The 13985-nt window shown below is 43.9% G+C and carries 14 protein-coding genes; 11 read left to right on the top strand and 3 right to left on the bottom strand.

Going from position 1 to position 13985, the window contains the following annotated elements; translation table 11 throughout:
* Positions 1 to 340: 340 nt before the first annotated feature.
* The 7 genes from sufB (at position 341) to FKQ60_RS02115 (ending at position 6491) form a co-directional block, all read left to right on the top strand.
* Positions 341 to 1777, top strand: a complete 1437-nt coding sequence (gene sufB / locus FKQ60_RS02145; protein ID WP_004395001.1) for a Fe-S cluster assembly protein SufB — start codon at positions 341 to 343, stop codon at positions 1775 to 1777.
* Between the two features lie 7 nt (positions 1778 to 1784).
* A complete protein-coding gene (gene sufC, locus FKQ60_RS02140; RefSeq protein WP_154167785.1) occupies positions 1785 to 2546 on the top strand; it encodes a Fe-S cluster assembly ATPase SufC in 762 nt (253 codons plus the stop codon).
* Positions 2546 to 3805: a Fe-S cluster assembly protein SufD gene (gene sufD / locus FKQ60_RS02135; protein ID WP_158143741.1), complete on the top strand. Its 1260-nt coding sequence runs from the start codon at positions 2546 to 2548 to the stop codon at positions 3803 to 3805. Before sufC ends, sufD begins: the two co-directional genes overlap by 1 nt.
* The gene (locus FKQ60_RS02130) at positions 3805 to 5034 is read left to right on the top strand and encodes a cysteine desulfurase (RefSeq protein WP_004395004.1); all 1230 of its coding nucleotides are present in this window, start codon (positions 3805 to 3807) and stop codon (positions 5032 to 5034) included. Before sufD ends, FKQ60_RS02130 begins: the two co-directional genes overlap by 1 nt.
* A gap of 10 nt (positions 5035 to 5044) precedes the next feature.
* The gene (locus tag FKQ60_RS02125; RefSeq protein ID WP_004395005.1) at positions 5045 to 5410 is read left to right on the top strand and encodes an iron-sulfur cluster assembly accessory protein; all 366 of its coding nucleotides are present in this window, start codon (positions 5045 to 5047) and stop codon (positions 5408 to 5410) included.
* A gap of 49 nt (positions 5411 to 5459) precedes the next feature.
* Positions 5460 to 5993: a putative Fe-S cluster assembly protein SufT gene (gene sufT / locus FKQ60_RS02120; protein WP_040904222.1), complete on the top strand. Its 534-nt coding sequence runs from the start codon at positions 5460 to 5462 to the stop codon at positions 5991 to 5993.
* Positions 5994 to 6080: 87 nt separating this feature from the next.
* A complete protein-coding gene (locus tag FKQ60_RS02115; RefSeq protein ID WP_154167798.1) occupies positions 6081 to 6491 on the top strand; it encodes a SufE family protein in 411 nt (136 codons plus the stop codon).
* 76 nt (positions 6492 to 6567) lie between these two features.
* Here the strand turns inward: FKQ60_RS02115 and FKQ60_RS02110 are convergent, their stop codons facing one another.
* Positions 6568 to 7251 carry a VC0807 family protein gene (locus FKQ60_RS02110; RefSeq protein ID WP_154167801.1) on the bottom strand — a complete coding sequence of 228 codons (684 nt, stop codon included), beginning with the start codon at positions 7249 to 7251 and terminating at the stop codon, positions 6568 to 6570.
* Positions 7252 to 7481: 230 nt separating this feature from the next.
* On the opposite strand from FKQ60_RS02110, the gene FKQ60_RS02105 reads away from it, so the two are divergent.
* From FKQ60_RS02105 to FKQ60_RS02090, 4 genes are all read left to right on the top strand, one after another.
* On the top strand, positions 7482 to 7853 hold the full coding sequence (locus tag FKQ60_RS02105) for a GntR family transcriptional regulator (protein WP_161426446.1): 372 nt from the start codon (positions 7482 to 7484) through the stop codon (positions 7851 to 7853).
* Entirely contained in the window at positions 7850 to 8707 is an 858-nt protein-coding gene (locus tag FKQ60_RS02100) for an ABC transporter ATP-binding protein (protein WP_170905925.1), read from the top strand. The genes FKQ60_RS02105 and FKQ60_RS02100 overlap by 4 nt, the downstream gene beginning before the upstream one ends.
* On the top strand, positions 8707 to 9564 hold the full coding sequence (locus FKQ60_RS02095; RefSeq protein ID WP_170905924.1) for a hypothetical protein: 858 nt from the start codon (positions 8707 to 8709) through the stop codon (positions 9562 to 9564). Before FKQ60_RS02100 ends, FKQ60_RS02095 begins: the two co-directional genes overlap by 1 nt.
* Before the next feature lie 185 nt (positions 9565 to 9749).
* Positions 9750 to 11393 carry a BCCT family transporter gene (locus tag FKQ60_RS02090; protein WP_158143746.1) on the top strand — a complete coding sequence of 548 codons (1644 nt, stop codon included), beginning with the start codon at positions 9750 to 9752 and terminating at the stop codon, positions 11391 to 11393.
* A 106-nt stretch (positions 11394 to 11499) separates the two neighbouring features.
* Here the strand turns inward: FKQ60_RS02090 and FKQ60_RS02085 are convergent, their stop codons facing one another.
* Both FKQ60_RS02085 and FKQ60_RS02080 read right to left on the bottom strand, forming a co-directional pair.
* Positions 11500 to 12348 (bottom strand): universal stress protein, encoded by an 849-nt coding sequence (locus FKQ60_RS02085; protein ID WP_158143747.1) that lies wholly within the window; start codon positions 12346 to 12348, stop codon positions 11500 to 11502.
* Positions 12349 to 12358: 10 nt separating this feature from the next.
* Positions 12359 to 13849: a SulP family inorganic anion transporter gene (locus FKQ60_RS02080; protein WP_170905923.1), complete on the bottom strand. Its 1491-nt coding sequence runs from the start codon at positions 13847 to 13849 to the stop codon at positions 12359 to 12361.
* Positions 13850 to 13985 lie beyond the last annotated feature (136 nt).

Below are 13985 nucleotides of genomic sequence, written 5' to 3'. Positions count from 1 at the left end.
TCGAAAAGCAAATTTATATATTTACACTTTATTTCGTTATTGACGGAGTCATACTCGTGACAAAAAATAAAAAATGTTTGATAAATCAATCAGTTTGAAATTTTTATCACACTGAAGTTCAAAACGAGGATTTTTTACTTTTGTGATGAATTAGAATAAAATTCATATAAAACAAATAGATAAAAAATAACCAGCCTAAAGCCGTGAGGATTAATACTTGAGTATTTTACTCGGGTATTGTATCTTTGCGTCATAAGATTATCGTCTGCGGTCGCCATTATGGGTACACTATAGGCCTATGACAAAGCAGCGCATAAAGACATCAGCGAGAACCGAAGTTATGACTGAACAAATTCATGAAGCATTATCCCGTAAATATGAGGCAGGCTTCGTCTCTGATATTGAGTCTGAAACCTTTGCTACAGGCTTAGATGAAAGTGTGATTCGTCGTATTTCAGCCATGAAAAACGAACCAGAATGGATGTTAGAATGGCGTCTGAAAGCTTACCACAATTGGCTGGCGATGGAAGAGCCTGAATGGGCTCATGTTCACTATCCGAAGATGGATTATCAAGCCATATCCTACTATTCAGCTCCTAAGAGCATGAAAGATAAACCTAAATCACTTGATGAGGTTGATCCAGAGCTATTACGAGTGTATGAGAAGTTAGGGATTCCTCTCTATGAACAGGAAATGCTCGCTGGGGTTGCTGTTGACGTCGTGTTCGATTCCGTGTCCGTAGTCACCACCTTTCGTGAAAAACTAAAAGAAGCCGGCGTGATTTTCTGTCCGATTTCGGAAGCGGTGCAAGAATACCCTGAACTAGTGAAAAAATACCTTGGCTCTGTGGTGCCACGTTCTGATAACTACTTTGCCGCGTTAAATAGTGCTGTATTTACTGATGGTTCGTTTGTGTATATCCCGAAAGGGGTACGTTGCCCGATGGAATTATCAACCTATTTCCGAATTAATGAACAAAATACTGGCCAATTTGAGCGTACCTTAATCATTGCCGATGAAGGCAGTTACGTCAGTTATCTTGAAGGTTGTACCGCGCCTCAGCGCGACGAAAACCAACTTCATGCTGCTGTGGTTGAATTGGTGGCGATGGACGATGCGCAAATTAAGTACTCGACTGTTCAAAACTGGTATCCCGGTGATGAAGATGGTAAAGGTGGTATCTATAACTTTGTAACTAAGCGTGGCATTTGTCATACCAATGCAAAAATCTCGTGGACACAAGTTGAAACCGGGTCGTCAGTCACTTGGAAATATCCAAGTTGTATTTTAAAAGGCGACAACAGTGTCGGTGAATTCTACTCTGTTGCCTTAACCCGTAACCGCCAACAAGCGGATACCGGTACCAAAATGATTCATTTGGGTAAAAATACTCGCTCAACGATTATCTCGAAAGGGATTAGTGCTGGAGAAAGTAATAACACTTATCGTGGCTTGGTACATATGGGGCCGAAAGCTGATGGCGCTCGTAACTTTACCGAATGTGATTCGTTGTTAATTGGCGACCGCTGCGGCGCGCACACTTTCCCATACATTGAAAGTCGTAACCCAAGTGCCAAAGTAGAACATGAAGCGACCACTTCTAAAGTGAGCGATGAACAGCTGTTTTTATGCCAACAACGAGGATTAGATACCGAGAAAGCGGTATCGATGATCGTCAATGGTTTTTGTAAAGAAGTGTTTAAAGAGTTGCCAATGGAGTTTGCCGTGGAAGCCGGTAAGCTGCTTGAAATTAGTCTGGAAGGCTCAGTAGGATAATTATTACATGTTAAATATTAAAAACTTACACGCTCGTGTGGAGCAAAAAGACATTATAAAAGGGCTAAATCTCGACATTAAGCCGGGCGAAGTTCACGCGATTATGGGACCTAACGGTGCGGGTAAAAGTACCTTAGGCTATGTGCTTTCTGGGCGCGACGGCTATGAAGTGACCGACGGCGAAGCGATGTTACATGGCCAAAGCTTACTGGATATGGACGTTGAAGAACGTGCTCGACACGGCTTATTTCTAGCCTTTCAGTACCCGGTAGAAATTCCTGGTGTCAGCAATATGGAATTTATGAAAGAGTCAGTGAATGCCATGCGTGCCCATCGTGGACAAGAGCCATTGACGGCTGCTGAGTTTTTGAAAAAAGCCAAAGAAGCCAGTAAGCAAGTTCAACTGCCGCTCGATTTTCTGAAACGAGGCGTTAATGAAGGCTTCTCCGGTGGTGAGAAAAAACGTAACGAAATCATGCAAATGATTTTATTAGAGCCAAGCCTATGTATTTTAGATGAATCGGATTCAGGATTGGATGTTGATGCTTTGCAAGTGGTTGCTAACGGCGTGAATAGCCAGCGCAGTAAAGATCGTAGCTTTGTGGTCATTACTCACTATCAGCGCTTGCTTGATTACATTGAACCCGATTTTGTCCACATTTTGGCTAACGGCCAAATTGTCAAAAGCGGTGATGCTTCATTAGCCAGAGAAATTGAGCAACAGGGTTACGCATTTCTTGGCTTAGAAGATAGCGAGGGGGCTGAGTAATGAGTCAATGGCTTCAGCAAGTGATAGACCGTGGCTCGAAAACCAATGATTGGCTGAGCCCGGTTCGTCAACAAGCGCTTAATGCTCTGCGTCAAACCCGCTGGCCGACCCGACGTACTGAAGCTTGGCGTTATACCTCACTCTCTTGTTTAGAGCAGCTAGAACTGTCGCCGAAATCAGACAATGCGCCGTTCAACTTAGCGCCAATCGCTGGGCTTGAAACCATCGATTTAGTGTTTGTTGATGGTCAATTGCAGACCGATTTAAGCGCGCTAAATTTACCACAGGGTGTCAGTATCTATAGTGCTCAAAGCCTACCCGCTGACCAACAAGCAGCTGCGGTGAGCCGTTTTTCTCAGGTCAAACCATCGCGCCATTTATTCGGTATGGTCAACGATGTATTGGCTGATAATGTATTGTTTATCGATGTTGATCCTGAGTGCCATTGCACGACTCCGATCCGAATCGTTCATCACAATCATCATGGCTATGAAGCCCATTATCGTGTGCAAGTTAATCTTGGTCACCATGGCAAATTAACCTTGATTGAGCATGCTCAAGGCAGCGGTGATAATTTACGCACCGGTTTCACGGAGTGTTTGCTTGATGCACATGCTGAGCTAGAGCATTATCAATTTCTGATCAATAGCCCGCAAGCTTTGTATTTTGGTGGCACGCATTTCTCGCTTAATGATTATGCTCAACTAAACAGCACGGTGATTGGCTTTGGTAGCCAATTGTCACGCCTTGATGTTGATATTATTCATAGTGGTGAGCATGCAGAAGCAAAAATGAACGCCGTTTATCTATTGGGTGAATCGGAGCATTTTGATCTGCACAGTACTATTGAACACGCAAAACCTAATGGTACTAGTGAAGAGAATGTACGTGGTATTGTCGGTGACAAAGCGACAGCGGTATTTAATGGCCGTATTCACATTCATCGTGATGCGCAAAAGACCCTTGCTGAGCTGAATAATCGTAACTTACTTTTGTCACGCCGTGGCCAGATCAATACCAAGCCAGAGTTAGAAATTTACGCCGATGATGTGAAATGTGCCCACGGTGCGACGGTGGCTGAAATTGAAGAAGAAGCGCTGTATTATTTGATGTCGCGTGGCATTGGCCGTTCACAGGCATTAGTCATGCTCAATGTTGGCTTTATTCAAGAATTGATTAACCAAATGCCAAATCAAGTTTTGGCTGAGTGGTTAGCGCCTATATTGAGTGCTCGTTTTAAAGAGATGGAGGTAAGATAATGGTCGAAACCTCTGCGTTCGACGTTGCTGCGGTTAGAGCGCAATTTCCTATTCTTAATCAAAATGTTGAAGGTAAGCCTCTGGTTTACCTAGACAATGCCGCGACGACGCAAAAGCCGATGGCGGTTATTGAAGCGATTACTGATTTTTATACTCAGTGTAATGCTAATGTTCATCGTGGCGTTCACCGTTTAGCGGATCAAGCAACACAACGTTATGAACATGGCCGTGATGTGGTCGCTAACTATATCCACGCTTTTGATCGCAGTGAAGTGATTTGGACTAGCGGGACTACCGAGTCGATCAACATTGTTGCGCATGGTATCGCGCAGCGTTTGCAGCCTGGCGATCAAGTATTGGTCACCGAAATGGAGCATCACGCGAATTTGGTGACTTGGCAACAGGCGTGCCTGAAGAGTGGTGCCGAATTGGTCATCGCTCCTATTCAAGATAATGGTGAGCTGAATGTCGAGCAATTTACATCGCTGCTGAATTCATCGACCAAATTGGTGGCGATGCCACACATTTCTAATGCGCTTGGTACGGTTAACCCTATCCATGCCTTAACGGCACAAGCCAAAGAGGTGGGTGCACTGGTCTTAATTGATGGCGCGCAAGGCATTGCTCATGGTGGTGTCAATGTGGCTGATATTGGCTGCGATTTTTACGCCTTCTCTGGTCATAAGGTTTTTGGTCCAACAGGAGTGGGCGTACTTTGGGGCAAAGCTGAGGTATTGCAAGATTGGCCGGTGTGGCAAACGGGCGGTGAGATGATTGCTAAGGTGACTTATCAAGACGCTACGTGGGGAAGCCTTCCTAACCGATTAGAAGCGGGTACACCCAATATCGCTGGTGTGATTGGTTTGGCCGCTGCCATTACTTGGTTTAGCCAGTTTGACCTCGCAGCCGTGCAAGCACACGAGCGGGCCTTGATGGAGCGAGCGTTGCAACACGCGAGTGAGCTAGAGGGTTTCCAATTAATTGGTAATGCTAACGACAAAATTGGCGTGTTGAGCTTTTTACTGGAAGGTTGTCACCCAGCCGATATCGGTTTTATTCTAGATAAACAAGGGATTGCAATTCGCACCGGCGATCATTGTGCGCAGCCATTGATGCGTCGTTTAGGCGTTCCTGGTACGGCGAGAGCGTCATTTTCTATTTACAACACGATAGAAGAAATCGATGCGCTGTTCATTGCACTTAAAAAAGCTCAGCAAATGTTAGTTTAAGGTAAATTATATGCAGGTAGAAACTTATACCCCTGAAGTGTCGAATCAACCAGTACTGACATTAACCGACAGTGCGATTCGTCATTTTGAAAATAAATTAGCGAGTCAGCCTGACCATGTTGTACGCATCTCTGTGAAAACCAGTGGTTGCAATGGCTATGCCTATGTTCTCGATATCCAAGAGCAGGCGCTAGAGTCAGATCGAGTGATCAACGCAAGCGATAAGTTGACGGTCAGTATTGCTGCTGAGGCGATTGCGATGCTGCAAGGTACTGAACTTGACTACGTTAAAGATGGTTTAAATGGCGTGGTAAAGTTTAATAATCCTAATGTGGTTGCTGAATGCGGCTGTGGAGAAAGTTTTAATGTCAGTTAACACCTTAGTGGTCAGTGTTACTGTCTTTTCGAGCATCAAGGTTAACTAAATGCAACAGAGAATTGTAAACCTTGAACGCGATTGTATGGTTAGGCGAGTGCCTAATGGCGATAAACAGCTTCTTACTCAAGGTGAGTTTGTCACCATTACTCAGGATCTGGGCGGTAACTATACCATCACGTGGCGCGGAAATATGTATCGTGTTGATGGTACTGATGCCGATGCGATTGGTCGACAGCCTCTGAAACTTGAATTTGATACACCCAAAGATGGAAATATCGATCAAGCGCAAATATATCAGGCTTTAGAGACCGTCTATGATCCAGAGATCCCGGTTAACTTATTATCGCTAGGTCTGATCTATCAAGTGTCGATTGATCAGGCTGCTCGCTGCGTACAGATTGAAATGACGTTAACGGCACCAGGCTGTGGAATGGGGCCTGTTTTAGTCGGTGATGTTGAACATCGTGTCAGTATGGTGCCTCATGTCGATAAGGTTCAGGTCAACTTAGTGTTTGATCCACCATGGTCACGTGAGATGATGAGTGAAGAAGCCCAACTCGAAACCGGACTGTTTTTTTAATTCTTGGCTCCACGACTAGTGTAGAGCCGTTACGACACCTTAATCCAGTCGATGTCGTATCAATTCGTAAGGATATAGAGCTTAAAAATGAACCTACCAAGTGACCAAGAGATCATCGAAGATTTGGCTTTTTTTGACGATTGGGAGCAACGCTACCAATACATCATCGATTTAGGCAAGGCATTAACGCCGTTTGATGAGCAGCAAAGGCGAGATGAAGATCTAGTACCGGGGTGTCAGAGCCAAGTATGGCTGCATACTCAAATTGAGCAGGGTCGTTTACAGCTTTTTGCTTATAGCGATGCGATCATCGTTAACGGTTTATTGGCGATTGTCTTGGCGGCTTATCACAATAAGACTGCCAGTGAGATCCTAGCGTTTGATATCGATAGTTATTTCAAAACGTTAGATTTAGAGCGTCATATTAGCCCGACTCGAGGTAACGGACTAAGAGCGATTGTGGGTAAAATTCAACATTTGGCTCGCCAGCAACAATAAGTCAGGTTTTGGCCTATAAATAATAAAACCCACGCAAGTCGTGGGTTTTATTATTTATGTTGTCACTTTAAGCGGTTTAGCGCAGAAAATCTTCAATCTTATTACCGGTAATGGTCGAAATACTTTTAAATAAGTAGATCAATGCTCCCATCATGATGATCGTGACGGGTAAAGCAATGACTGGAAAGCTGAGGGCGGTCATCTTACCGATCTCTTCATTAAACGCTTCTGTCCCTGCTGGGCTCGTCACTATCCATTTGGCGAGTACATAGTTTAATACCGTAGAAACCAGAAACGAAAAAGCAATGATGTATGAGCAGATATTAATTTTGCTCTCAAATTCAGCGTGATTGTTGGATTTTTCTAACGCTTGATTGAGTTTTTCATTATCGACAATATCATCGTTAAGCAGCATCTTTTTGACAACCGGATATCCGATGGCATTACTAATCAATATACCAATAAAAATGATCCCTGGAATGGCCGCTTCTTTAATCGCAATGTAGGCGGGGTCTAATTGCAGTAAACCGATACCACCAGTCAACAGAACACTGATTAAACCAAGAGCGGAGTAAAAGTTGATTTTTCTTTCTTGAATAAAACTCACGATACCAAAAATCAATGGGAAGGCGAGGGCAACGATCAGCGCCCAGGTCGGTCCTAGATTATCTTCACCACTCATCTTACTGAGAATAACGACAGGGATGATAATGTTCAGTAACAGATTACTGATTAAACTCTTGTTTTTATTTGATTTCATTGTAAATGATTCCTACTTGCAGAGAGCAAAGTATACTAATGCTCCCCACTAACGCAAGTCCATCAGTAACCTCAAATCGAGCTCAATTGTAAGCAGTCGTCTCATGGTTTCTTCTTACTATTTGAGTTTAAACCCGCCCTTATTTTTATAATTGAGTAAAAAGAGTTTGCCAATACGGCGCATTAGGCTTACTGTTATATCTGTGTATAACACCATATCGGTATAAAAATATGACAGAGTGGCAAGATAACCAGCCCATTTTTCGTCAGTTAGCCGACAAGATCATTGAACAGATCTTACAAGGGGTTTGGCAAGAAGATCATGCCTTACCGTCAGTAAGAACCGTGGCGGCTGAACTGAAAATTAATCACTTAACGGTAATGAAAGGTTATCAATTACTGGTTGACGAAGGACTGGTTGAAAAGCGCAGGGGGCAGGGAATGTATGTCATAAAAGGTGCACTTCAGCAGTTAAAAAACAGCCAGAAACAGCATTTTTTGCAGCAGCAAATCCCAGAAATAGCCCACACACTTCGTGTGCTAGAGATGCCCTTAGATGATTTTATTAGCCAATTAAAACGGCATATTGAAGGTGAACAATGAATCCATTAGTTGAAGCAAAGCAGGTTTCTAAACAGTACGCTAAACAAGCAGAGGCGCTTCATGAAGTGAGTTTTACTCTTCATGCTGGGCAAGTATTAGGCGTGTTGGGCCATAATGGTGCGGGTAAATCGACCCTAATTAACGCTTTATTAGGGGCTCACTACTACCAAGGTGACATCGCGATTAACGGTCTTCATCCGATTGCTGATCATGCTCAGGTCATGGAAATACTGGCCTATATTTCTGATGTCAATGTGCTGCCGGACTGGATGACGGTGAAGCAATTGTTACGCTATACCTCTGGCGTTCATCCCAGCTTTTCGTTAACCAAGGCCCGTTCAGTGTTAGCAGAAACCAATATTAATTTATCGAGTAAAATTCGCACGTTATCCAAAGGGATGAAAGTCCAGCTCCATTTAGCCTTAGTGATTGCAACCGATACCCAAGTGCTGATTTTGGATGAGCCCACATTAGGACTTGATCTTATGTATCGAGAAACCTTTTATCGTCATTTATTAGAGTGGTTTCATGATGGTGAGCGAGCGTTAATTATTGCTAGCCATGAAGTGGCAGAAATTGAATATTTGCTGACCGATGTGCTGATCTTAAAACAAGGCAACGTCGTTTTACAAGATTCGATGGATAATCTAACTGAGAATTATTGTGTATTAGAGGCGAACTCTAGCTACGCAGACGAGATTGAAAAACTGAATCCGTTACGTGCACAAGTCGGATTAGGCACCACCAAGTGGTTGCTGGCCGCAGAACATCGAGAAGCAGTACAAGCTTTCGGAACGGTACATAATATCAAATTAGCGGATTTATTTATTGCTCTACAAAAGGAGAAAGCATAATGCATGCAAGTCTATATATGCTTGAAAAAGAGCTGATTGAAAATAAAAGTGTTACCCGAATTCCTCTATTTTTATTAGCCTGCGGAATATTATTATTCATTAGCTTATTAATGAATGTTTCACTTGGGAATAATCTATTTTTCGATGTCGAATATTCTGACACGCTTGCTCATGTTGATGGTTCTGCCGTTGAGAGTTTCAATCAATTCATTACGATGATGATTGGCTTGGTATCATTAATGTTAAGCGCTTTATATTTTCCGAAAACGTTTCGTAAAGAACGAAAAGAAGGTAGCGCGATGTTTTGGCGCAGTATGCCGGTCACAAATACCATGGTCCATATGGTGAAACTGGCTTTTGGACTACTATTAATCCCAGTTATCTGCTCTTTATTGGTTGTTTTTGCAGATATTTTTCTCTGGGTGCTCAATATGGCAACCAATGAAAGATTTGGATTTTTATTTGCTCAGCGTTCTTTGTGGTACGCATTGCAGCATGGTTTGAGTTACATTGGTTTAATGTGGCTAGTCGGTTTGTGTTTAATTCCATTAGCATGTTTTACTTTACTTATGTCACAACTGTTTAATTCACCATTATTGGTCATGTTTATTGGTGGTTTTACCTTAAAATGGTTGTCGATCGCGATGTTTAATTCTTACCTTATCAGTGATTTCTTTAACGCTATCTTTAATTTTCCGCTAAAATTAGTCACGGCTTCGACCATGTCCAATATAGTCAATGAGGTTGGTATCGGTAATTTCATGGCGTATCTTTTGATTGGCATGGTCAGTTATTGGGCAAGTTACCGGCTTTATCGTACGAATGAAAGTTCATTGGCCGCGCTATGGGCTAAATAAACGGATCATCCTCTTCGATATATACCCAAACCACTTGGAGTTGCAGGTAGCCAACACCGCTGCAGCTTCAAGTCGAAAGGGTATAAACAGAGGTGATGGGAAATCCCTTCTCACCACCTCTAGTGTTGCCGGTATTGTTATTTGATTTGGAGTATCAAAAGGCACAGTAGTGAGAGGAGAGGAATGTGAGTAGTGATAACGGTGGGATCCCGCGCCCAAGTGGCAAGGTTAACCCAATTGATACGGACTATACCGTTGGCCAAGATAATGTGGTGTTATCGGTTGGGCCTTTTGGCCTAGACATTCATAACCGAGTGTTCGCCGTATCTGGGCTAGCAATCATTATTTTTGTATTTACGACATTAATTTTCCGTGAACAAGTAGAACCTATCTTTTTATATATGCGTGGTTGGCTGACCTCGCATTTAGATTGGTTTTTCATGTTATCGGCCAATATCTTTGTCTTGGTGTGTTTAGGTTTGGTGGTATCGCCATTAGGCCGAGTGCGTATTGGTGGCACTGACGCGGTACCCGACTATTCTTACGCTGGTTGGCTAGCCATGCTATTTGCTGCAGGAATGGGGATTGGTTTGGTGTTCTTTGGTGTGTCAGAACCCATGTCACACTTTAGTAGTTCCTTATCAGGCGCAGCCATAGAAGATGGCTTACGTACCGATTGGGCGCCACTGGGCGGCGCAATGGGAGATACCGAAGCGGCTCGTCGATTAGGTATGGCAGCAACGATTTACCACTGGGCGCTGCACCCATGGGCAATCTATGCATTACTGGCACTAGGGTTAGCCATTTTCTCATTTAATAAGGGATTACCACTGACAATGCGTTCAATTTTTTATCCTCTCTTTGGTGAGCGGGTATGGGGTTGGACAGGGCATGTGATCGATATTTTGGCGGTGGTAGCGACCGTGTTCGGTTTGGCGACTTCCTTAGGCTACGGAGCGTCTCAAGCAGCGACTGGACTTAACTTTTTATTCGATGTCCCCTTAACCGATACTACACAAGTGGTATTGATCATTGTGATCACCGCGTTAGCATTGATTTCGGTGGTCGCTGGGCTAGATAGTGGTGTTAAACGTTTATCAGAAATCAATATGGGCCTAGCCGCCTTATTGCTGCTGTTTATTGTCGTTGTTGGTCCGACGTTAGCGATTTTAACGGGATTTTTCGATAACCTTTTAGCCTATGTGACTTATCTACCTGAATTAGCCATGCCATTTGGTCGCGAAGATGTGAATTATTCACAAGGTTGGACGGCGTTTTACTGGGCGTGGTGGATTTCTTGGTCGCCATTTGTCGGTATGTTTATTGCGCGAGTATCGCGTGGTCGTACGGTACGTGAATTTATTGTTTGTGTGTTGTTGATCCCATCGACGGTCTGTGCATTTTGGATGACAGCCTTTGGTGGCACAGCGATTAGCCAATACGCTAATGATGGTTATCAAGCAGTGATGGGCGCTGATTTACCCGTTAAGTTATTTGCGATGCTGGATGCCATGCCGTTGGCGAGTATTACGTCGGTGATTGGCATCATTTTGGTCGTGGTCTTCTTTATCACTTCTTCAGATTCAGGATCATTAGTGATTGATACTATTGCGGCAGGTGGCAAAGTGAATGCGCCGACGCCACAGCGCATCTTCTGGTGTACCTTTGAAGGGTTAGTCGCTATTGCATTAATGCTAGGTGGCGGGTTAGCCGCAGCGCAGGCGATGGCGGTCACAACCGGTTTCCCGTTTACCATTGTCTTACTGGTCGCGACGGTGTCACTGATTAAGGGATTAATGAGCGAACCCCGAAAAGCAAAAGCCAAATAAAGAGCCAATAACGGCATATACCGAAAGTCGGAAGAATACCGTTGTTTCTCGATAAAAAAAGCCCTAACAGAGAGTTAGGGCTTTTTGTTGTACGACTGACTGAAAATTAACGAATCAAAAGCAGCGGGACGTTGGATTCAATGATGATTTTTGTGGTGTTGCTACCTACAAAAAACTGACGCAGTTTTGAGTGACCATAAGCGCCCATCACAATCATTCCCAACTGATGATGCTGTTGATAATCGAGAATCGCGCGGTGCACGTCACCGGTTAAGCTGGCTTCCACCACATTGACGCCATGAGTACGCAACTTTTCCGCTGCGCTAGCAAACGCGGTCGCTTTTTCATCTGAGTCTTCGACCATCACTAAGTGACAAGTCAGCCCTTTGAGTAGCGGAGTATTGATCGCTTTTTCAACCAGCTTTTGGCTCACTTCACTGCCATCAAACGCTAACAAATAATTTTGCGGCGCTGCAAAGTCCCCGGTCGCGACTAAAATATGACTTTTAATGGTGCGAACCACACTTTCCAATTGTGAACCAACGGCTTTAGTATTGCTTTGGTTCACCTCACCAGATTTGCCGACCACGAGGACGCGGATATCTTTTTCCATATCCAACAAAGTTTCAAGTAAGTCACCGTGTTTTTGCAGTTTTTGTAGATCAGTAAAACCAGACTCAAGGGCTTTGGCTTCTAGCTCATTAAGTAAAGCCTTTCCGTGTCTTAATGCTACTTTGGCGCGTTTTTCATCTAGCTCGACCAGTTCTTGCAGTAAATGCTCACGACTGCCTAGTCCAATGTTGCCGGACATCTCGCTGGCGGTTTCTCGCTCTGATTTATCGAGCACATGCAGCAGAGTTAACGGTGCGGACAAGGTTTTCGCGGTCCATACGCTAAGATCAGCTACAGACTGTGAATAGGTAGAACCATCGATACAGGCAATAATATTAGTCATGACTTGCTCCTTAGTGTCCGCCCATCAGTTTTTCAACTTCTTCAGGCTTATCGTGTACGCCAAATTTGTCGACAATCGTCGCAGTGGCTTCATTCATTCCGATAAGATTGACTTCAGTGCCTTCGCGGCGGAATTTAATTACTACCTTATCTAGGGAAGAGACGGCGGTAATATCCCAGAAATGTGCCGCAGACAAATCGATAGTGACACGTTCAATGACTTCTTTGAAGTCGAATGAGTTAATAAATTGATCTGACGAAGCAAAAAAGACTTGTCCAACAACACGATAAGTACGCTGGGTTCCATTTTCTGCTAGGTCGCTTTTGATAACCATAAAGCGGCCGATTTTATTGGCAAAGAATAGAGCAGCAAGTAACACACCAACAGCAACACCAATCGCGAGGTTGTGGGTCATAACGACAACGACGACAGTGGCGATCATGACAATATTGGTCGAAATTGGGTGTGATTTAAGATCTTTAATTGAAGCCCAAGAAAAAGTACCGATAGAGACCATGATCATTACTGCAACCAGGGCTGCCATTGGGATTAAGCTTAACCAGTCGCTTAAAAATACCACCATAATCAGTAGGAATAGGCCAGCAACAAAAGTGGAAAGTCGGCCTCGACCACCCGATTTAATATTGATGATTGATTGACCAATCATCGCACAGCCGGCCATGCCACCAAGAAAACCAGTGGCAATGTTCGCCACACCTTGGCCTTTACATTCGCGGTTTTTATCACTGCCTGTATCGGTGAGGTCATCAACAATCGTCGCGGTCATCATCGATTCAAGCAAGCCGACGACAGCAAGACCCGCAGAATAAGGTAAAATGATCAGTAAGGTATCTAGGTTAAGCGGCACATCTGGCCATAAGAAAATCGGCAGTGTATCGGGTAAATCCCCCATATCACCGACGGTACGAATATCGATACCAAAGCCTAAAGCAATCGCGGTGAGTACGACGATACACACTAGTGGCGAAGGCAGCATTTTTCCGATCACTGGTACATAAGGGAAAAGATAAATAATGCCTAAACCACCTAATGTCATGGCGTAAACATGCCAGGTGACATTAGTCAGCTCTGGAAGTTGGGCCATAAAAATTAATATCGCTAATGCGTTAACAAAACCGGTAACCACTGAACGCGATACAAAACGCATCAAATTACCTAGTTTCAAATAACCGGCGATAATTTGCAGAACACCGGTTAAAACGGTGGCCGCCAATAAATACTCTAAGCCATGCTCTTTAACCAGCGTGACCATCAACAGTGCCATTGCTCCTGTCGCAGCAGAAATCATGCCCGGACGGCCACCGACAAAAGCAATAATAACGGCAATACTAAATGAAGCGTATAAGCCCACTTTTGGGTCAACGCCAGCGATAATCGAAAAAGCGATCGCTTCAGGAATCAGTGCTAACGCAACCACAATACCCGCTAAAACATCCCCTCGCACATTGGAAAACCAATCGCGCTTAATACTCTGTAACATATTTTTTCTCTATAAAAAATGAAATCAAAAGGTGTGAATTGAGAGGTGAAGGTCGCTCTAAGGCGGCGTAAGTGGCATGCACTGAATCTCCTATTGGCCATTTAGAAATGTGATCTTAATCATTGCCGCCTAGAAG

The sequence above is a fragment of the Vibrio sp. A11 genome (genome assembly GCF_013048705.1).
Classification (GTDB): domain Bacteria; phylum Pseudomonadota; class Gammaproteobacteria; order Enterobacterales; family Vibrionaceae; genus Vibrio; species Vibrio metschnikovii.
Note: the sequence above shows the minus strand (reverse complement) of the source record. Positions and strands in the feature narration are given on the sequence as shown.

What these genes read in the sequence shown, in the direction of transcription:
- sufB (WP_004395001.1), top strand. Translation starts at nt 341, where the DNA reads ATGACTGAACAAATTCATGAAGCATTATCCCGTAAATATGAGGCAGGC.
- sufC (WP_154167785.1), top strand. Translation starts at nt 1,785, where the DNA reads ATGTTAAATATTAAAAACTTACACGCTCGTGTGGAGCAAAAAGACATT.
- sufD (WP_158143741.1), top strand. Translation starts at nt 2,546, where the DNA reads ATGAGTCAATGGCTTCAGCAAGTGATAGACCGTGGCTCGAAAACCAAT.
- FKQ60_RS02130 (WP_004395004.1), top strand. Translation starts at nt 3,805, where the DNA reads ATGGTCGAAACCTCTGCGTTCGACGTTGCTGCGGTTAGAGCGCAATTT.
- FKQ60_RS02125 (WP_004395005.1), top strand. Translation starts at nt 5,045, where the DNA reads ATGCAGGTAGAAACTTATACCCCTGAAGTGTCGAATCAACCAGTACTG.
- sufT (WP_040904222.1), top strand. Translation starts at nt 5,460, where the DNA reads ATGCAACAGAGAATTGTAAACCTTGAACGCGATTGTATGGTTAGGCGA.
- FKQ60_RS02115 (WP_154167798.1), top strand. Translation starts at nt 6,081, where the DNA reads ATGAACCTACCAAGTGACCAAGAGATCATCGAAGATTTGGCTTTTTTT.
- FKQ60_RS02110 (WP_154167801.1), bottom strand. Translation starts at nt 7,251, where the DNA reads ATGAAATCAAATAAAAACAAGAGTTTAATCAGTAATCTGTTACTGAAC.
- FKQ60_RS02105 (WP_161426446.1), top strand. Translation starts at nt 7,482, where the DNA reads ATGACAGAGTGGCAAGATAACCAGCCCATTTTTCGTCAGTTAGCCGAC.
- FKQ60_RS02100 (WP_170905925.1), top strand. Translation starts at nt 7,850, where the DNA reads ATGAATCCATTAGTTGAAGCAAAGCAGGTTTCTAAACAGTACGCTAAA.
- FKQ60_RS02095 (WP_170905924.1), top strand. Translation starts at nt 8,707, where the DNA reads ATGCATGCAAGTCTATATATGCTTGAAAAAGAGCTGATTGAAAATAAA.
- FKQ60_RS02085 (WP_158143747.1), bottom strand. Translation starts at nt 12,348, where the DNA reads ATGACTAATATTATTGCCTGTATCGATGGTTCTACCTATTCACAGTCT.
- FKQ60_RS02080 (WP_170905923.1), bottom strand. Translation starts at nt 13,849, where the DNA reads ATGTTACAGAGTATTAAGCGCGATTGGTTTTCCAATGTGCGAGGGGAT.